General features: G+C 56.4%; 15 protein-coding genes. 3 read left to right on the forward strand and 12 right to left on the reverse strand.

From position 1 onward, the window contains the following. Window positions 1-35: 35 nt before the first annotated feature. The 3 genes from CRO62_RS17560 to CRO62_RS17570 all read right to left on the reverse strand — a co-directional run bounded on the left by CRO62_RS17560 (window position 36) and on the right by CRO62_RS17570 (window position 3,648). On the reverse strand, window positions 36-977 hold the full coding sequence (locus CRO62_RS17560; RefSeq protein WP_097101026.1) for an ABC transporter substrate-binding protein: 942 nt from the start codon (window positions 975-977) through the stop codon (window positions 36-38). A 74-nt stretch (window positions 978-1,051) separates the two neighbouring features. Then, window positions 1,052-2,074, reverse strand: coding sequence for an ABC transporter permease (locus tag CRO62_RS17565; RefSeq protein ID WP_003516396.1), 1,023 nt, complete (start codon window positions 2,072-2,074; stop codon window positions 1,052-1,054). 8 nt (window positions 2,075-2,082) lie between these two features. After that, entirely contained in the window at window positions 2,083-3,648 is a 1,566-nt protein-coding gene (locus CRO62_RS17570) for a sugar ABC transporter ATP-binding protein (RefSeq protein WP_013637002.1), read from the reverse strand. 254 nt (window positions 3,649-3,902) lie between these two features. On the opposite strand from CRO62_RS17570, the gene CRO62_RS17575 reads away from it, so the two are divergent. Together CRO62_RS17575 and CRO62_RS17580 are read left to right on the forward strand one after the other, a co-directional pair. After that, on the forward strand, window positions 3,903-4,595 hold the full coding sequence (locus CRO62_RS17575; protein WP_097101027.1) for a FadR/GntR family transcriptional regulator: 693 nt from the start codon (window positions 3,903-3,905) through the stop codon (window positions 4,593-4,595). Window positions 4,596-4,638: 43 nt separating this feature from the next. Beyond that, entirely contained in the window at window positions 4,639-6,171 is a 1,533-nt protein-coding gene (locus tag CRO62_RS17580; protein WP_097101028.1) for a UxaA family hydrolase, read from the forward strand. Window positions 6,172-6,265: 94 nt separating this feature from the next. Here CRO62_RS17580 and purH read toward each other — a convergent pair whose 3' ends face one another. The 4 genes from purH to htpX form a co-directional block, all read right to left on the reverse strand. Further along, window positions 6,266-7,882 carry a bifunctional phosphoribosylaminoimidazolecarboxamide formyltransferase/IMP cyclohydrolase gene (purH, locus tag CRO62_RS17585; RefSeq protein WP_097101029.1) on the reverse strand — a complete coding sequence of 539 codons (1,617 nt, stop codon included), beginning with the start codon at window positions 7,880-7,882 and terminating at the stop codon, window positions 6,266-6,268. A 153-nt stretch (window positions 7,883-8,035) separates the two neighbouring features. Further along, window positions 8,036-9,676, reverse strand: coding sequence for a heparinase II/III domain-containing protein (locus tag CRO62_RS17590; RefSeq protein ID WP_097103098.1), 1,641 nt, complete (start codon window positions 9,674-9,676; stop codon window positions 8,036-8,038). Between the two features lie 151 nt (window positions 9,677-9,827). Beyond that, the gene (locus tag CRO62_RS17595; protein ID WP_097103100.1) at window positions 9,828-11,213 is read right to left on the reverse strand and encodes an RsmB/NOP family class I SAM-dependent RNA methyltransferase; all 1,386 of its coding nucleotides are present in this window, start codon (window positions 11,211-11,213) and stop codon (window positions 9,828-9,830) included. Beyond that, window positions 11,210-12,175 carry a zinc metalloprotease HtpX gene (htpX, locus tag CRO62_RS17600; protein ID WP_097101030.1) on the reverse strand — a complete coding sequence of 322 codons (966 nt, stop codon included), beginning with the start codon at window positions 12,173-12,175 and terminating at the stop codon, window positions 11,210-11,212. The genes CRO62_RS17595 and htpX overlap by 4 nt, the downstream gene beginning before the upstream one ends. Before the next feature lie 119 nt (window positions 12,176-12,294). Between htpX and CRO62_RS17605 the strand changes: the two genes are divergently transcribed. Then, on the forward strand, window positions 12,295-12,495 hold the full coding sequence (locus CRO62_RS17605; RefSeq protein ID WP_003516384.1) for a DUF1674 domain-containing protein: 201 nt from the start codon (window positions 12,295-12,297) through the stop codon (window positions 12,493-12,495). 62 nt (window positions 12,496-12,557) lie between these two features. On the opposite strand, the gene CRO62_RS17610 is transcribed toward CRO62_RS17605, so the two are convergent. The 5 genes from CRO62_RS17610 to mnmE all read right to left on the reverse strand — a co-directional run bounded on the left by CRO62_RS17610 (window position 12,558) and on the right by mnmE (window position 18,191). Next, window positions 12,558-13,439 carry a ParB/RepB/Spo0J family partition protein gene (locus CRO62_RS17610; RefSeq protein WP_097101031.1) on the reverse strand — a complete coding sequence of 294 codons (882 nt, stop codon included), beginning with the start codon at window positions 13,437-13,439 and terminating at the stop codon, window positions 12,558-12,560. Between the two features lie 31 nt (window positions 13,440-13,470). Continuing rightward, window positions 13,471-14,265, reverse strand: coding sequence for a ParA family protein (locus tag CRO62_RS17615; protein ID WP_097101032.1), 795 nt, complete (start codon window positions 14,263-14,265; stop codon window positions 13,471-13,473). Between the two features lie 19 nt (window positions 14,266-14,284). Continuing rightward, window positions 14,285-14,902 (reverse strand): 16S rRNA (guanine(527)-N(7))-methyltransferase RsmG, encoded by a 618-nt coding sequence (gene rsmG, locus CRO62_RS17620; protein WP_097101033.1) that lies wholly within the window; start codon window positions 14,900-14,902, stop codon window positions 14,285-14,287. A gap of 11 nt (window positions 14,903-14,913) precedes the next feature. Further along, window positions 14,914-16,797 carry a tRNA uridine-5-carboxymethylaminomethyl(34) synthesis enzyme MnmG gene (gene mnmG / locus CRO62_RS17625; protein ID WP_097101034.1) on the reverse strand — a complete coding sequence of 628 codons (1,884 nt, stop codon included), beginning with the start codon at window positions 16,795-16,797 and terminating at the stop codon, window positions 14,914-14,916. Window positions 16,798-16,859: 62 nt separating this feature from the next. Then, the gene (mnmE, locus tag CRO62_RS17630; protein WP_179784561.1) at window positions 16,860-18,191 is read right to left on the reverse strand and encodes a tRNA uridine-5-carboxymethylaminomethyl(34) synthesis GTPase MnmE; all 1,332 of its coding nucleotides are present in this window, start codon (window positions 18,189-18,191) and stop codon (window positions 16,860-16,862) included. Window positions 18,192-18,226 lie beyond the last annotated feature (35 nt).

The following is an 18,226-nucleotide window of genomic DNA, read 5'->3' on the forward strand; positions in this document are numbered from 1 at the left end:
GGCGCGCCGCTCACAAAGCGGCGCGCCATCATGCATTAATAAAGAACGTTCTTGGCTTCCGGCTTCTCGATATTGTCCTTGGTGACAACAACAACGCCGGTGTCGACGAACTTCTCGACCTTTTCCTTGCCGATGAGCTTGGAAACGGTCTGGATGCCCTTTTCGCCCATCTGATACGAACCCTGAACGACGATTCCGGCCAGCGTGCCGTCCTTGACGAAGCCCTGAAGGTCCTGGTTACCGTCAAAGCCGATGCCGACAACCTTGCCAGCCTTGCCGGTCTGGGCAAGTGCGCGGCCTACACCAATTGCGGTGGGTTCGTTGGCGCCGAAGATGCCCTTGAGATCGGAATTGGCGGCCAGAACGTCGGTTGTCTGGTTCAGCGCCGTCGCCATCTGCGACTGCGAATAGAACGGACCTACGATCTTAAGGTTGGAATGCATCTGGATATAGTCGGTGAAACCACCGACGCGGCCGATTTCCGAGCCGGCACCGGCGACGTAGGACATCACGGCGATCTTGCCTTCCTTGCCAACCTTGTCGATCAGCGCCTGAGCAGCCAGTTCGCCGGCTTTCTTGTTATCCGTCGCCAGGAAGGACTGGTAATATTGCTCGGAACCCTTGGCGAGCTGCGAGTCGATCAGAACCACGGGAATGCGGGCTTCCCAGGCTTTCTTGACAGCCGGAACCAGCGCATCAGGATCGGAAGGAGCAAGAACGATACCCGAAACCTTACGGTTTACGGCGTTTTCAACCATGTTGACCTGATCGGCGATGGCCGATTCAGAAGCCGGACCCTGGAAGGTCATGGTGTTGCCGGCAGAGTCCTTCATCGCCGCATCGGCGCCCTTCTGAACGTTCTGCCAGAAGGTGGAGTTGACGGTCTTGACGATGACGGCGATTTCGCCGGCCTGCACGGTGGAGACGCTCCACAGCGCGATTGCGGATGTCAGAAGGGCGGTCGTAAGCTTGTTCATTTCTTCCTCCGTAATGTCGGCATACCGGGCCTCCCGTGCCGATCTTGTTTGCGGATAGGGTCCGCAGCCCTGTATCAGCGGCGATTGCGCAACTGGTCGATCCAGACGGTGACCAGAATGACAAGGCCGATGATGATCTGTTGCGTGAAGGCGGATACGCCGTTCATATTAAGACCGTTGCGCAGGATGCCGATGACGAAGGCGCCGATGGCCGTGCCCGAAATCGTACCCACGCCGCCGATGAGCGATGTGCCGCCGATAACGGCGCTGGCAATGGCATCCAGCTCATACATCACGCCCTCATTCGGCTGGGCGGTAACGAGGCGCGACATCAGCACGCAACCCGTCAACCCGGCGAGTGTACCGGACAGGATATAGGTGAAATTGGTGACGCGTGCGACGTTCACGCCGGACAGACGCGCAGCATCCGCATTCGAACCGACGGCATAGATGTGACGGCCGAGGATGGAGCGGTTGAGCATGAAGGAAACCGCAAGCGCAATCACCACCATCAGGATGACGGGGTAGGGAATGCCCGGAAACACCACGTTCGGAAAACCGTCATCACCGATATTGACGATGCGGAAGAGGGCGCCGTTGCCGAGTTCACCGAAGGATTCGCCGAGGCCGGAAACCGCGCGCGCGCCGGTGATCTGCAGCGCCACACCACGGGCGATCAACATCATGCCGAGTGTCGCGATAAACGGTGGCAGCTTGAAGCGCGTGACCATGAGGCCGTTGATAAGACCGCAAAGTGACCCCGTCAGAATGCCGAGTAGCATGCCGACCGGCACCGGCATACCCAACTCCTTCACCGCAAGCGCGGCAACGACACCGGCCAGAGCAAGCACCGAACCAACTGAAAGATCGATGCCGCCGGTGATGATGACGCAGGTCGCACCAATGCCGAGAAGGGCGATGGAGGTTACCTGAAGCGCAATGGTCATGGCATTGTTGACGGAGAAGAAGGCGCTGCTGGTGGCGGAAAACACCATAACCAGCACAACGAGACTGCCAAGAGCCGCAAACTTCTGGATGATGTCCTTCTGGCGGTCGCTGAAAGCGAAGCTCTTCTTGGGTTCTGCAATATTAGCCATGTCGTTCCTCACTGCGCGGCCCGGCCGTAACCGGACGCGTACCGCATGATTTCTTCCTGATTGGTCTTGGCGGTCTCAAGCACGCCCGTGATCCGGCCCTGGTGGAAAACGGCGATACGATCCGTCAATCCCAGAATTTCCGGCAGTTCCGAACTGATGAGAATGACGCCGATGCCCTGTGCAGCCAGCTCGTCCATGATCTTGTAGATCGCGAATTTTGCGCCGACATCGATGCCGCGCGTCGGCTCGTCGAAAAACAGCACGCGCGACTGCCGGAACAGCCATTTGCCAATGATGATTTTCTGCTGATTGCCGCCTGAAAGCAGCCGCACCGTCTGTTCGATCGAAGGGGTACGGATGTTCAGGAGATCGACGTAACGTCTGGCGACATCGTCGTGCTTCTTGAAGTCAATCAGCCCGAAGCGGTTGGAGACCTCGCCGATATTGGCAAGCGTCGTATTGGCCGCAACCGACATCTTGATGGCAAGACCATCGCTTTTGCGGTCTTCGGAGAGATAAGCGATACCCTCTTCGATGGCATCGCGCGGGGAACTGATCGAAAGCTCACGCCCGTTGAAAACGACCTTGCCAGCATCCAGAGGATCGGCTCCGAAGATCGCCCGTGCGACTTCCGTGCGACCCGCACCCATCAGTCCGGCAAAGCCGAGAATCTCACCGCGCCGCAGCGAAAAACCGACATCGTGGAACACACCCTTGCGCGTCAGCCCTTCCACCGAGAAAATAACGTCGTCCGTAGGGCGCGACGTGCGTTCCGGGAACTTCTCCTCCAGCGAACGCCCGACCATGCGCGTGACGATATCGTCAACGGTGATCGACGCAAAATCGTCGGTCGAAATATAGCGTCCGTCCCGCAGAACCGTCACGCGGTCGACGATTTCGGCCATTTCATCGAGCCGGTGGGAGATATAGACGATGCCGACGCCAGAAGCCTTGAGATCGCGGATCACCTTGAACAACAGCCGCGTTTCCTGCTCGGTCAGCGAGGAGGTCGGCTCGTCCATGATGAGGACTTCAGCATCCAGGGAAAGCGCCTTGGCAATTTCCACCATCTGACATTGGGCGACCGAGAGGCCGCGGACAATCTGGTCAGGGTCGATATCGACGCCGAGCCGATCGAGACAGCGCTTTGCATCAAGCCGCAGCTTCTTGCGGTCGACAAGGAAACCACGGCGCGGCTCGCGGGCGAGATAGATGTTCTCGGCAACGGAAAGATGCGGAACGAGGTTGAGTTCCTGATGGATGATGGCGATGCCGGCGGCTTCGGATTCCAGCGGCGATGCATATTGCACTTTGACGCCCTTGTGCAGGATGGTTCCGTCGCTTGGCTGGTAAACGCCGCTGATGATTTTCATCAAGGTGGATTTTCCGGCTCCGTTCTCGCCGCAGACAGCGTGAACCTCGCCGCTGCGTAAGTCGAAATGCACATTCGACAACGCTTTGACGCCCGGAAATTCCTTGCTGATGTTTTCGAGACGCAGGAGGCCTGAACCAAGGCCGCGCGCCGTCTCCTCAGGCGAAAAATCGCCTCGAATTGTCGATGCGCCCTGCGACATCAAGAAACCTCCACCCGCGCTCCCCGCTCCACCGGGGGCAATAATGAGCCAAATGGTTAGGCCGGTTTTTTAAAATGGTCAAGCCAATTAGCCCAAAATTTGAGTCCCGCTTCTGATACATGCAAAATCATCTCGAAAAACTTATTGAAATAATATTGTAAATTCATGTATTTAAGTAATTTCTTGCGTATTGATGCGCTTGCCGCTACGGTAAGGCCAAATTCAGATAACAGACAAGGTTCGTCAGAAAACACATGAATGGTCAGGCCAAAATAGCGGAACCACGCAGGCTTTATCAGCAGATTGCGGACCAGATACGCGAGCTGATCGATCTGGGAGAGTTTCTGCCCGGAACGCGACTTCCCGCCGAACGGGAACTGGCACAAAAGCTTGGGGTTTCGAGACCGTCACTGCGCGAGGCACTGATTGCGCTTGAAATCGACAACACCGTCGAAATCCGCATGGGTTCCGGTGTCTATGTCTCCGCCGAGGCCCTTCAGACAACCCACAACACCAAATCCTTGGGCGACAGCCCGTCCGAACTGATGCAGGCGCGCGCAGCGCTGGAAGGCGCGACAATCGTACTGGCGGCGAGCCGCATGACCGATGAAACGATTGCAAGCCTTCGCCAGATTCTCAATACGATGCAGCAGGAAATCGAGGCCGCGCGCAAACCTCTCGATCAGGACCGGCTTTTCCACGTCACCATTGCCGAACAATCCGGCAACAGTGTTCTGGCCCGGCTGGTGGCAAACCTCTTCGATGAGCGCCACAGCCCGATTTCGGCACAATTGCGCGTGAAATTTGAGGATCGCGATACCTGGACCCACGCCCTTCAGGAGCACGAAGCAATTCTGGCGGCCCTTGAGTTGAAAGATCCGCTGCTGGCGCAGGCGGCCATGCATACCCATCTGGAAGGTTCCAAGAGACGCTGGGTAGACGGCTGAATTCAAAACATAGCAGGCAATGTACCGGGGAGGAGAAAAACCCGTGAGTGAGAATTCCGAGGCAACCATTTTGCTGAACGCCAACGACAATGTCGCGGTGGCACGCCGGTCGATACCCGCCGGTGGTGCGACGGGCAGAGGCGATCTGACAGCCCGGGAGCTGATCGGACGCGGCCACAAGGTGGCCCTGACGTTTATCAGATCCGGAGACGAGGTCCTGAAATACGGACAGGTGATCGGCATCGCGACACAGGATATCGAGCCTGGCCGGCACGTGCATCTGCACAATCTCGCCATGGTGCCTTCCGAACACACGCATCAGTTCAGTGTCGATATCGAGGAAAAAGGCATGCTGCCCGAGGGCGAGCGCCGGACCTTCAAGGGTTTTGACCGGGGTCTCGGTGGCGTTGGCACACGCAACTATATCGGCGTCATCGCATCCGTGAACTGTTCCGCCACCGTGTCGCGTTACATCGCCGATTATTTCAACAAGCAGGGCGGCCTTGAAGGGTTCGACAATGTCGACGGTGTTGTGGCACTGACCCATGGCGGCGGTTGCGCGCTCAATACGAAATCGGAAGGTTATCGTCTTCTGATCCGCACCATTCAGGGTTATGCCCGCCACCCGAATTTCGGCGGTATTCTGCTGATCGGCCTTGGCTGTGAAACCAACCAGATCGCCCCCATCCTCGAACACTACAAGATGGAAGAGGGCGAACGGCTGCGCACCATGACCATCCAGCAGCACGGCGGCACACGCAAAACGATCGATGCCGCCATTGCCGAGATCAAGGCGATGCTGCCAATGGTCAATGCTGCCCAGCGGACTGAACAGCCGCTTTCGAAACTGAAGGTCGCGCTGGAATGCGGCGGTTCGGATGGTTACTCAGGCATATCGGCAAACCCGGCCCTGGGATATGCATCCGATCTCATCGTGCGCAACGGCGGCACAACGGTTCTTTCCGAAACGCCGGAGATTTACGGCGCTGAACACCTGCTGACGAAGCGAGCCGTCACGCCTGCGGTTGCCGAAAAGCTGTTGCAGCGCATCGACTGGTGGCGGGATTATACCGCTCGCAACGGCGATGAGCTGAACAACAACCCATCCCACGGCAACAAGCTTGGTGGACTGACCACCATTCTGGAAAAATCGCTGGGCGCAGTGGCCAAAGGCGGCTCCATGCCACTGAAGGCGGTCTACGAATTCGCGGAAACCGTTACCGAACAGGGCTTCGTCTTCATGGATACGCCCGGTTACGATCCTGTTGCCGTCACCGGCCAGGTCGCCGGCGGCTGTAACGTCATCTGTTTCACCACCGGTCGCGGCTCTGTATCGGGGTTCAAGCCGGCACCCTGCATCAAGATCGCCACCAATTCCGAAATGTACGAGCACATGAAGGAAGACATGGACCTCAACTGCGGCGAGATCGTTACCGGCGCGGAAACCATCGAGGAATCCGGCAAACGAATTTTCGAACACATTCTCGCGGTCGCTTCGGGAGACAAGACCGTCAGCGAGATTTACGACTACGGCGACAATGAATTTGTGCCGTGGCAGGTGGGCGCGGTTACCTGACCCTCTTCCAATAAGTGCATCAGACTGTCCCACGTGAAACAAAAGGCCCGGAAATCACTTCCCGGGCCTTTTAAATTCTCTGCGCCGTTTCTGCTTAATGGCGGAAGTGACGCATGCCGGTAAAGACCATCGCCACATTGTGCTCATTGGCCGCATCGATCACGTCCTGATCGCGCATGGAACCACCAGGTTGAATGACTGCGGTGGCACCTGCGGCGATAGCTGCGAGCAAACCATCGGCGAAGGGATAAAACGCTTCGGAAGCCACGGCAGAGCCGCGCGTCAGCGGCTCAGCAAGGCCGAACGCCTTGGCCGCATCTTCCGCCTTCTGGGCTGCAATACGGGCGGAATCCACCCGGCTCATCTGTCCGGCGCCGATACCTGCCGTCTGGCCGTCCTTGGCATAGATCACCGCATTGGACTTCACGTGCTTGGCAATCTTGAAGGCAAACTTCATGTCTTCAAGTTCCTGAGGTGTCGGCACACGCTTGGTGACCACCTTCAGCTCCAGATCCTCGACCATGCCGTTGTCACGGCTCTGAACCAGAAGACCACCGGAAACCGTCTTGGCCGTAATGCCGGCCGCGCGCGGATCTGGCAGGCCACCGGCTGCCAGCAGGCGCAGATTGGGCTTGCGGGCGATAATGGACTTGGCCTCTTCCGTCACATCGGGTGCAATGATGACTTCGGTGAAGAGCTTAACGATCTCTTCTGCCGTTTCCGCATCGAGCGTGCGGTTCAAGGCGATGACGCCGCCGAAGGCCGAAACGGAATCGCATGCCAGCGCGCGCCGGTAGGCTTCTGCAAGTGTGGGACCCGTCGCAACACCACAGGGGTTGGCGTGTTTGATGATCGCTACAGCCGGCGCATTTTCCGGCAGGAATTCCGCTACCAGCTCGTAGGCTGCATCCGTATCATTGATGTTGTTATAGGAAAGCTGCTTGCCCTGAAGAAGCGTCGCCGTGGAAACACCGGGGCGCTTTTCGCCAGTCAGGTAAAAACCGGCGCTCTGGTGCGGGTTCTCGCCGTAACGCATCTTTTCCTTCAGCGCACCGCCGATGGCACGATAATCCGGCGTCTCGATCGCCAGCGCCTCAGCAAACCAGTTGGAAATCACCGCATCATAAGCGGCGGTGCGGGCATATGCCTTGGCGGCAAAGGTCTGGCGCAGCGCGTAGGAGGTTTGACCGTCATCGGCCTGCAGGGCTTCCACCAGCGCAGGGTAGTCGGACGGATCGGTGACAACAGTGACATAAGCATGGTTCTTGGCCGAAGCGCGGATCATTGCCGGGCCGCCAATATCGATATTCTCGACCGTCGTGGGGTAGTCGCCACCCTTGGCGCGAACTTCCTCGAAGGGGTAGAGATTGATGACGGAGAGATCGATCGCCTCGATACCGTGAGCCTTCATTGCCTCGACGTGATCCGCATCATCCCGAATAGCCAGAAGTCCACCATGCACGTTGGGATGCAGGGTCTTGACGCGACCATCCATGATTTCCGGGAAATTGGTCACATCGGAAACATCCGTTACCGACAATCCCGCGTCAGCGATGGCCTTTGCCGTGCCGCCCGTCGACAGCAGCTTGACGCCAAGCTTGGTCAGGACAGTTGCCAGCTCAATAATGTCCGTCTTGTCAGACACGGAAAGAAGGGCTGTACGGATTTTGACTTTATCGGGAGCGGGGATTTTTTTGGAAACGACAGCCATCGGGCATACTCCGTTTAACGGGGAGGACAGGCTGGACTGGGATTGATCCAGCAATTGCCGCCGCGTTAACACAGCTTGCCATATTAATAAACAGCGGGGACGCAGAACGGCGAAAACTATGGCGGTTTTTGCCTGAAACCCGCCAGGAATCCTCTACGCCTTGCGTTCGATGATCCAGCGGATTTCCCGCGTATTCGCCAGATTGAACGGCAGCTCGATCTGCTGCGAAGGCCGCATGCCGGATGCATCCGCCATAAAGACATCCTCGGTCACGAAAAGCTCCAGTCCCGGCGCCGAAAACAGCCAGGTGGTTCCATCCGCTGCCTCCAGATAAACCGACTCCTCGTCCTGTTGGTATAGCTGGATGTGGGGGTGGATATGGAACCGCGATACAGCCGATATGGATCGCAATTGGGCCTTCACCACATTCTCGTCGGCCCGAAGCAGATCACGGCCCTTTATCTTCGTACCGGCAGCATTCAGCTCAATTTCCCGATCGTGATAGCAACCGAAATTCTGCAAATAACCGTCATGCGACGCCCACAGGACATCATTGCCATTTGCATCCGTTCCGCGGCGGCTCTCCACCTGACTGACACCGGAAACCATGATCGGCCCGAGCAGTCTCGAGCGGGACAGTCTGCAAGACGACGTGTCGGCCAGCGTGACCGTTGAATGGGCCGCCGTCGAGCGGCTCGCCCGCTGATATTCGGGTGCTGCGTTTTTCGGGAAGCCGGAATTGACGATGAACCGGCTCTTGCCACAGGACATCTCAAAGGACAGGCAGCCGGAATGGGCGTTGCGCGAAAGCTCCGCCGAGCCTGGATGACCAGTATCCACGATGATGACCGTCTCATCGGTTGCAAGACGATGATAATTCACATCCGGCAGCATTTTGGACGGCCGGCCGGCTGTCTCATCATAACGAAGTACCGACACAAGTTCATTGGCAAGCGTGGCGGTGGCGCCATTGAACAGCGCCAGATCGCCGCCCTGGTGGCGGAAAAACCGGATGGCCGGAAACATCCTGTCAATCGCCGGCACCAGCCCTGAGGGCAGATCGTGACCGAGATTGATGTAGCTTTGCCTAAGCGGCAAAAGATCGAGCAGCAAATCCAGCATGACCCGCGGATTGCGGGAAACATGCCCGCCATCTGGAAGAATCTGGCGTTCCATTTCCTGCGCCAGCTTCATTCCGTGTCGAGTAATATGGGACAGGCGGGTCGGCATGGCGATGGACGCGACGGCCAGCGCAATCCTGATCCGCAGCCTCGCTTCGCCATCCGGCGCATGTTTGACGATCCTGTCGAGATAACGCACATGAAACGCAAGACTTTTGAGGAAACGGCGATAAAAACCCGCGTCGGCCTCATGTAAAACGACGGGAGAATGGGACAGCCAGGCAATCAGCCTCTGTGCCGCGATCTCCGGAGACCAGGTGATCCCCGCAACCCGCTTGCCATGAATAGTCATCCATTCGGCGACGATACGGCGCGCCCGCTTGCTGGCCTCACTCGATCTGTCGGAACGGATATGCCGCAGCCAGCCGAATGCATGCAGCCGCTCTTCAAAAACCAGCGAGGGATAGTCCACCTGAAATGGCGATAGACCGCCGGTTTCGACGACGCGGCCGGCGAGCGCAATCCGGCCCCGCAGCAATTCCTCGGCAAAATACGGATCGATTGCCCTCAGATCAGTCGGCGCCGCCACGAGACCATCGGGAACGCGATTGGCAAACCGAGATATGCGCAGGCGCAAAGGAGCAAGGCCCACACACAGATGACGATACGCCATCCGCGAGAGAAGACCGGCGGCATTGATGCTGCCTGCAAAGGACCCTGACAAGCTGTGTTTCCCGTTTCACATGTTTTGTTTTTATGAGTGAACCGTGATGATCGGAACGTATCGGCAATTATCCAATGATTCGCGGAAGCTTGGCTTTTTTCTACTTCTTACGCAAGACACTGCTAAAAAACCCGTCGATGCCGCCGAACATATCCGGCGTTGTACGAAGATCGCCTTCGGCAGTGACGGCCGCTTCCATTCCCGGCCAATCTTCCTTGCGAACGGCAACACGCTCGAAGTCCGGGTTTTCCGCCAGGACCTGCGCAATCATCGCTTCGCCTTCAGAGGGATCGAGCGAGCAATTGGAAAACACCACAATGCCACCGGCCCCCACCAGCGTGAGCGCGTGTCGCAACATCTGGCCCTGAAGAGCGGCAAGCTTGGCAATATCATTCTCGTCCTTCGTCCAGCAGACATCGGGATGTTTACGCAACGTGCCGGTAGACGAGCAGGGGGCATCCAGAAGAACGGCGTCGAAAAGCTGTTCCGGCTGGTACTTCAGCATATTGGCTTCAACGGTTTCGGCGTGAAGACCAAGCCGGTCGAGATTTTCCCTGAGGCGTCGAAGACGATTGCCGGACTGGTCCAGGGCAGTCACCTTCGCGCCAGCAAGCGCGAGCTGGGCGGTCTTGCCGCCCGGAGCTGCACAGAGATCTGCAACACGTTTGCCGGAAATATCGCCCATCAGCTTCACAGGCATGCTGGCCGCGAGATCCTGAACCCACCAGGCACCCTCGGCAAAGCCTTCAAGCGAGGGAATCTGGCCTTCGAATTCACCGAGACGGACACTGCCATTCGGCAAAACCGTACCGCCCAGCTTTTCCGCCCAGACCGCCGGATCAGTCTTCACTGTGAGATCGATGGAAGAGGGCGTCAACTGCGCTTCGGAAATCCGTTTGGCAACCTCATCTCCGTAAGCCGAAACAAGCCGAGCGTAGAACCAGTCCGGCAGCACGGGCACATCCGCGATCGCCTTTTCGATTTCTGCTTTTTCCCGGCCCAATCGCCTGAGAACGGCATTCACCAGCTTGGCAAAACGCCTGTTGCGCGGGTCGCGATGGGCCTGTTCCACGGCAAGATCGACCGCAGAATGATCGGGGACATCGAGATGAAGCACTTGCGCTGCGCCAACGACAAGGACGTGATGAAGCGACCGGGCGCCCTGCGGCAACGGTCCGTCAAGCAGCATCGACAAAGCCGCTTCGATACGCGGAAGGTGGCGAAGCGCGCTGTTGACGATCGCTCTCACCAGCGCCCGGTCCGCAAGGGATAGCGCGCGATAGACGGGATTGCCGTTTTCGCTGTCCAGCATACCGTCCAGCGATGTTTTCTTTTCCAGAACGGCGGCCAGAATGCGGGTTGCGGCAACGCGTGCAGCAAGGCCGGGTTTATCCTGGAAAGACGAAGGGCCGTCTTCGCGGCCCCTTGCATGGTCCTGTCCCGGTTTTTTAGACCGCGACGGCTTATTTTGAGTATCGGATGTCAAGACCACGGTCCCTTGCGCTCGTTTTCTTTGCCTCGTCCCCAGCCCGTATTGGGAACGGAGCCTGATTTGCGCTGAGGTCTATCACTCGATGGCGCTGGCGTCGATCCTCGCGGGGAAAACTCCTGTGCCATGGCGTGAAGTGCGGCCACCCGGTTTTCCGTATTCGGATGCGTGGAAAACAGGTTGTCCATGCGCTCACCGGACAGGGGATTGATGATGAACATATGCGCCGTCGCCGGGTTACGCTCCGCATCCTCATTATGAATGCTCTGTGCCATGCCTGAAATTTTCTGCAGTGCCGAAGCGAGCCAGAGCGGATTGCCGCAAATTTCCGCGCCCCGCCGGTCGGCAGAATATTCCCGGGTACGGCTGATGGCCATCTGCACCAGCATCGCGGCAAGCGGCGCCACGATCATCGCAACCAGTACGCCTATAAAGCCCAGCGGATTATTGTTGTTTTCACGATTGCCACCAAAGAAAAACGCGAAGTTGCCGAGCATGGAGATGGCGCCTGCCAGCGTCGCGGTCACAGTCATCGTCAGCGTATCGCGGTTCTGCACATGGGCCAGCTCATGCGCCATGACGCCAGCCACTTCTTCAGGGGTGAGGCGCTCCAGCAGGCCCGTTGAGGCGGCGACGGCGGCATTCTGCGGATTTCTTCCCGTCGCGAAGGCGTTTGGCTGCGGGCTGTCATAAATATAAACCTTGGGCATCGGAAGATCGGCATTATGCGAGAGATCGCGGATCATGTGGAAAAATTCAGGCGCATTCGCCTCATCGATCTCGCGTGCACGATAGGCCGAGAGGACCATCTTGTCCGAATTCCAGTAGGAGAAAAGATTCATACCAGCGGCAATAAGCAAGGCGATCATCATGCCGCCCTTACCGCCGATCAGAAAACCGACACCCATGAACAATGCCGTCATGAAGGCCAGAAGCATTGCCGTGCGCATCATGTTCATATGTCAAATTCTCCTTGTCACCATTCAGGGAATATTCCGGGGTTTATAAAGCCCATCTGTTTATATAATCTGGTGGACGGCAAACATATTTCAATATCCCGTCATAGGGAGGATTACTCATGCAGGATGCGGATAATGACAACGGCGCGGAAATGCTCAAGCGGCTTTCGCCGGCGGCGGAACGTGCGTTGAAGGAAGCGGAAGAACGGCGCAAACAACAGGCGGATCTTCAATTGCCGCAGGAAACCGGCGGTCGCGGCGGTGCTGAACCCGTTCGTTTCGGTGACTACGAAATAAACGGCCGCGCCATCGACTTTTGAGCACCACGGCATAAAAATACCCGCCAAACGCGGGTATTTTATCAATTAAAACAAATACTTGCTTATTTTTGCTCCAGAAGCCGGCACACGGCTTCCAGCTGCTCAAGCGTGCGGTATCCGATGCGGATCTGTCCCGATCCGCCTTTGTGGCTGATCTTCACGTCCAGACCGAGAGCATCCGACAGGCTGCGTTCGAGCGCAACCGTATCGGAATCCTTCTCAGCCGAAGGCCGCTTCTCCAAGACGTCACCCTGCGACTTGATGTCGTTTTGCGCCAGGCGCTCGGCATCACGCACCGAAAGACCCTTGGAAACGATAGTTCGAGCCAGACCTGACGGATCGGAAGTGGAAACAAGCGCGCGCGCATGGCCAGCGGAAAGCGAACCATCCGCCAACATGTCCCGAACCGGATCGGGGAGTTTCAGAAGACGAAGGCTGTTTGCAACATGGCTTCGGCTCTTGCCGATGATTTCACCGAGGTCGTTCTGGGTGTAGCCATGTTCGGCGATCAACTGCTCATAGCCCATGGCTTCTTCAAGCGGATTGAGATCGGAACGCTGGACGTTTTCGACAATAGCCAGCTCCAGAGCCGTGCGGTCGTCCACATCCCGAACGATGACAGGAACGTCCGTGAAACCGGCCAGCTGTGCCGCGCGCCAGCGCCGTTCACCAGCGATGATCTCGTAACGGTTGACGCCAATCGTCCGCACGACCACAGGCTGAACAATCCCGTGCTGACGAATGGATGCGGCGAGATCCTGCAACTCATTCTCGTCAAAGTGACGACGTGGGTTTCTCTGGCTGCGAGCGATGAACTCGATCGGGATGGCGCGATCCGCACTAACGGCGCGTTGCGGTTCACCCACCGGCACAGGCTGATCCATTTCGCCGATCAACGCCGCAAGACCGCGTCCGAGTCGACGCTTGGAAAGATCATCACTCATAAGATATTACTCCATATAGTCCGGCAAAACGTCAGGCAGCTTTGCGCAGACGCTCTCTCTGGATCACTTCGGAAGCCAATTGCAAATAAGCCTGGCTGCCGGCGCATTTCAGATCATAAAGAATTGCCGGTTTACCATAAGACGGCGCTTCGGAAACCCGAACATTGCGCGGAATGAGAGTGTGGTAAACCTTTTCTCCCAGATGCGTCCGCACATCGGAAACCACCTGCTGCGCAAGATTGTTGCGCGCATCGAACATCGTCAAAACGATACCCTGAATATCAAGTTGTGGATTGACGGAGCCGCGTATCTGACTGACCGTATCCAGCAATTGGCTAAGACCTTCCAGCGCAAAGAACTCGCACTGCAACGGTACCAGCACCGAATGGGCGGCGGTCATGGCATTCATGGTCAAAAGATTGAAAGAGGGCGGGCAATCGACCAGAATATAGGAATAGTCTCTGGCTTCCTGCGTCTCCATTGCGGCACGCAAAAGAAAGACGCGGTTGGCAACATTCGCAACCTGCATCTCAAAGCCGAGAAGATCCATCGTCGACGGAACGATATCGAGGTTCGGAACTGCTGTCGGAACCGCAACTTCGGCAACTGTATGATCACCCACCAGAAGATCATAGGAAGAAAGCTTGCGCTCTTTGCGGTCGATTCCCAACCCTGTGCTGGCATTACCCTGCGGATCGAGATCAATGATCAGCACACGCTCACCAATAGCCGCCAACGCGGTAGCCAGATTGATGGCTGTCGTTGTTTTGCCAACGCCACCCTTTTGGTTTGCGACTGCGATAATCCGGTTTTTTTCAGAAGTCATACCGCACCTGACCAGCTCGTCAGTGCCTCTTAGTGAGGTTACTGATTTCAAGAACAACAGAATCTGCCTCAATGGCACTCTGGTGTTTTATCAGATCAAACTGCCAGCGGCCATGCGCTTTCTGCAGTTCGGATTCATAATCCCTGCCTTTATTAAAATATGCCCTGAGATTTGGATTATTCTGTGCCCACGGGTGAATATATTCGAAAAGTAAATCCATCTCGGCGAGGGCTCTCGCCGAAACCATATCGCAATTTTCAACTGTTTCAGGCGCTTTTTCAATTCTGACTGGATGAACCGCGCCTCTAGCGCCGGTTTCCTTCAGCGCAATTCGCAAAAACGCAGCCTTTTTATTGTTGCTCTCCACCAAATCGACCCAACCATCACCCAGTTCCGCGAGAAAAATCGCTGTAATGACGCCCGGAAAACCGCCGCCGCTTCCCAGATCAATCCAGTTTTGCGGTTGAGGGGCGAGCTGAAATATCTGTGCACTGTCGGCCACATGCCGGCTCCAGAGCTCAGTGAGAGTCGAAGGCGCCACCAGATTTGTGGTTTTGTTCCACTTCTTGAAAAGCTCGACGAAATGCTCGAGCCTCTCCTGTGTTTCACGTGAAACACTCTGGCCGTTTATCTTCATGGTCCGACTCGCTATTGGTGCATGCGCAATTTTTCACTTCCTGGTGCGGAGCCTTTCCGCAGAAGTGCGAGAAGCAGCGATATCGCAGCAGGTGTCATACCGTCAACACGGGCAGCTTGAGCAATGTTCTCTGGACGCGCCTTTTCCAGCTTTTGTTTCAGTTCGTTGGAGAGACCGGACAAAGACTGAAAATCGAAATCACTAGGGATTTTTCTATCTTCATCCCGCTTGATATCGACAATATCCGCGCTTTGGCGCTGCATATAGACAGCGTAACTCGCTTCGATTTCCAAAACCTCAGAGACCTTGGTATTAAGCGCCCGTAGTTCCGGCCAATGAGCGGTAAGAGTTTCCATCGTGATATCGGGGTAGGCGAGCATTTCATAAACCGAACGACGCTGACCGTCCTGGTTGAGTTTCAATCCCTGTTTGGCAGCCTGGGAGGGACTGATGGAAATGCTCTTCATGAGCTCGCGACCCCGATCCAGATCGGAGATAAAATCTGCGAAGCGTTTTTGGCGGTCATGACCGACAATGCCAGCCATCTGACCAATAGGTGTAAGTCGCAGATCAGCGTTGTCAACGCGCAGCGAAAGCCGATATTCGGCTCTCGACGTAAACATGCGATAGGGTTCGCTGACACCCTTCGAGGTGAGATCGTCGATCATCACGCCGATATAGGATTCGGTACGACTGAAATGAATGGGGTCTGCGTTGCCTGCATATAACGACGCATTCAACCCGGCGACCAGACCCTGGGCGCCTGCCTCTTCATAACCCGTCGTGCCATTGATCTGCCCTGCCAGGAACAATCCCGGAATTTTCCGGCATTCCAGAGAAGGCTTCAGCTCACGCGGATCGACATAGTCGTATTCAATTGCGTAGCCGGGCTGAATGATGTTGACTTGCTCAAGGCCGGGAATGGTGCGGATAAACTGCTCCTGAACTGAGGCAGGAAGCGACGTCGAAATTCCGTTTGGATAAATTGTGTGGTCATCAAGGCCTTCTGGTTCCAGAAATATCTGGTGACCGTCCCGTTCACCGAAGCGTGTAATCTTGTCTTCAATCGACGGACAATAGCGCGGGCCAACACCTTCAATCTGTCCCGAATACATCGCTGACAGATGAATATTATCCTGAATGATCTTGTGTCCGGCCGGCGTCGTTCGGGTTACGCCGCATTCGATCTGTGGATTGACAATGCGATCCGTCATAAAGGAGAACGGAACGGGATCTTCATCGGCAGCTTGCCGATCCACAGCGTTCCAATCGATCGTGCGACCATCAAGCCGGGCAGGGGTGCCAGTCTTCAATCGCCCCATGGCAAGGCCGAGGCGGGCAAGTGTTTCGGAAAGACCGAGAGACGGCTTTTCACCAACCCGGCCTGCGGGAATCTTTTCGGAGCCGATATGAATAAGGCCGCGTAGAAAAGTGCCGCTCGTCAACACAACAGCACCACAAGGAATCCGGCTACCGTTCGCCATGATAACGGCGGATACCCGATCATTGGTCATGTCAATATCGAACGCATCGCCTTCAATAATGTTCAGGTTTTCAATTGTGTCGATTTCACGCTGCATGGCCTCGCGATAAAGCCGTCGATCGGCCTGCGTACGCGGTCCGCGCACAGCAGGTCCCTTCTTGCGATTGAGCATGCGGAACTGAATTCCGGCAGCATCGGCCACGCGACCCATCAAACCGTCCAGCGCATCAATTTCGCGAACCAGATGCCCTTTTCCCAGACCGCCAATCGCCGGATTGCAGGACATCACCCCGATCGTGTCTCGTTTGTGAGTAACGAGGGCGGTTCTTGCGCCATGGCGTGCGGCAGCAGCAGCAGCTTCACTGCCGGCATGTCCACCACCGATAACAATGACATCAAATGACTGGTGCATATCGCTGCGCCTTATCCTAAATCATCAGCATTGCCGCGATGGCTGCCAATGTTTCACGTGAATCATTTTCCTATGCAGAATTCCGAGAATATTACGCCCAGCAAATCTTCCACATCGACGCGACCGGTAATGCGTCCAAGCGATGTTGCTGCGAGTCTCAAATATTCAGACCTTATCGCAAGGTCCATGGTCTCGGAATTGAGCGCATCACTAACATAGTTCAGCGTCTCTTCAAGTCGTTTTTTGTGACGGGCGCGGGCAGGGGCCAATGTCTGTGCTGCACCAACCCTGCTTTCAATCTCTCGCTTGATTAATAGACGCAATTTGTCGAGACCGATGCCTTCCTTGGCGGAGATGGTGAGATCGAAAACGGCGTCAACTGTAGAAGAGGAAATCGCGGTTTTTGTCCGTAAATACAAATGGCGAGCATTTTCCAGCGAAACGACCAATTGTTTCGGAGTCGAATCGTTATCTTGCAATATCAGAATAAGATCTGCGGTTTCCGCGGTTAGAACGGCCCGCCTTACACCTTCCTTTTCGACCACATCCTGCGTCTCCCGAATTCCAGCCGTATCGAATATACGGACCAAGTAACCGTCGAGGTTAATATCAACGCTCAGCACGTCTCTGGTCGTGCCAGCGATGTCAGTGACGATAGCAACGTCACGGCCGCTGAGAGCATTAAGAAGCGTGGACTTGCCAGCGTTAGGCTCTCCCACCAGCGCCACCTTGAAGCCGTCACGAATAATCTCGCTGCTTCCGCCATTCTGGAGATGGCTGGTGATTTCACTCTGAAGTTGCATCATCGCCTCCCACACCTGCGCGGCAACTGAATCCGGCACGTCTTCTTCGTCGGCGAAATCCAGCTCCGCCTCGATCAGGGCGCGAGCACGTGTCAACCGGCCTGCCCAGCCATCGTAGAGCGCTGACAGCTTACCAGTGCTCTGCTCGACCGCCAGCCGCCGCTGCATCTCCGTTTCAGCCTGCAACAGATCCGCCAGACCTTCGATTTCGAGAAGATCCATCTTGCCGTTTTCAAACGCGCGGCGGGAGAACTCGCCGGCATCCGCAGGCCGAAATCCTTCGAGCAGTTCGAGCTCGGCAAAAATTGATGCGACAACCGCACGGCTGCCGTGGCTGTGGATTTCGATGCAGTTCTCACCTGTAAAGGAATTGGGAGCCGGGAAAACCATCATCAGCGCTTGGTCGATGATCTCATTGTTTCGGTTTCGAATCGAACATAAAGCCGCCTGCCGCGGTGCGGGAAGGTCACGACCGGTCAACGTCACAAAGGCTTCGAACGCCCCGGGGCCACTGATCCTGATAATAGCGACTCCGGCCGGCAATGCTCCACTGGAGAGCGCATAAATGGTATCGGCGGAAGCTGGCATCATTCACCTCGGTTAAAACAGTCAAGCCGCATCCGAAT

The sequence above is a fragment of the Rhizobium sp. AN6A genome (assembly GCF_900215635.1).
GTDB classification, from domain to species: Bacteria; Pseudomonadota; Alphaproteobacteria; order Rhizobiales; family Rhizobiaceae; genus Agrobacterium; species Agrobacterium tumefaciens.

Coding starts and splice junctions, on each gene's coding strand:
- CRO62_RS17570 (WP_013637002.1), bottom strand. CDS start 3,648: ATGTCGCAGGGCGCATCGACAATTCGAGGCGATTTTTCGCCTGAGGAG.
- purH (WP_097101029.1), bottom strand. CDS start 7,882: ATGGCTGTCGTTTCCAAAAAAATCCCCGCTCCCGATAAAGTCAAAATC.
- CRO62_RS17615 (WP_097101032.1), bottom strand. CDS start 14,265: ATGACTTCTGAAAAAAACCGGATTATCGCAGTCGCAAACCAAAAGGGT.
- CRO62_RS17605 (WP_003516384.1), top strand. CDS start 12,295: ATGCAGGATGCGGATAATGACAACGGCGCGGAAATGCTCAAGCGGCTT.
- CRO62_RS17565 (WP_003516396.1), bottom strand. CDS start 2,074: ATGGCTAATATTGCAGAACCCAAGAAGAGCTTCGCTTTCAGCGACCGC.
- mnmE (WP_179784561.1), bottom strand. CDS start 18,191: ATGATGCCAGCTTCCGCCGATACCATTTATGCGCTCTCCAGTGGAGCA.
- CRO62_RS17590 (WP_097103098.1), bottom strand. CDS start 9,676: ATGGCGTATCGTCATCTGTGTGTGGGCCTTGCTCCTTTGCGCCTGCGC.
- htpX (WP_097101030.1), bottom strand. CDS start 12,175: ATGAACATGATGCGCACGGCAATGCTTCTGGCCTTCATGACGGCATTG.
- rsmG (WP_097101033.1), bottom strand. CDS start 14,902: ATGAAGATAAACGGCCAGAGTGTTTCACGTGAAACACAGGAGAGGCTC.
- CRO62_RS17560 (WP_097101026.1), bottom strand. CDS start 977: ATGAACAAGCTTACGACCGCCCTTCTGACATCCGCAATCGCGCTGTGG.
- CRO62_RS17575 (WP_097101027.1), top strand. CDS start 3,903: ATGAATGGTCAGGCCAAAATAGCGGAACCACGCAGGCTTTATCAGCAG.
- mnmG (WP_097101034.1), bottom strand. CDS start 16,797: ATGCACCAGTCATTTGATGTCATTGTTATCGGTGGTGGACATGCCGGC.
- CRO62_RS17610 (WP_097101031.1), bottom strand. CDS start 13,439: ATGAGTGATGATCTTTCCAAGCGTCGACTCGGACGCGGTCTTGCGGCG.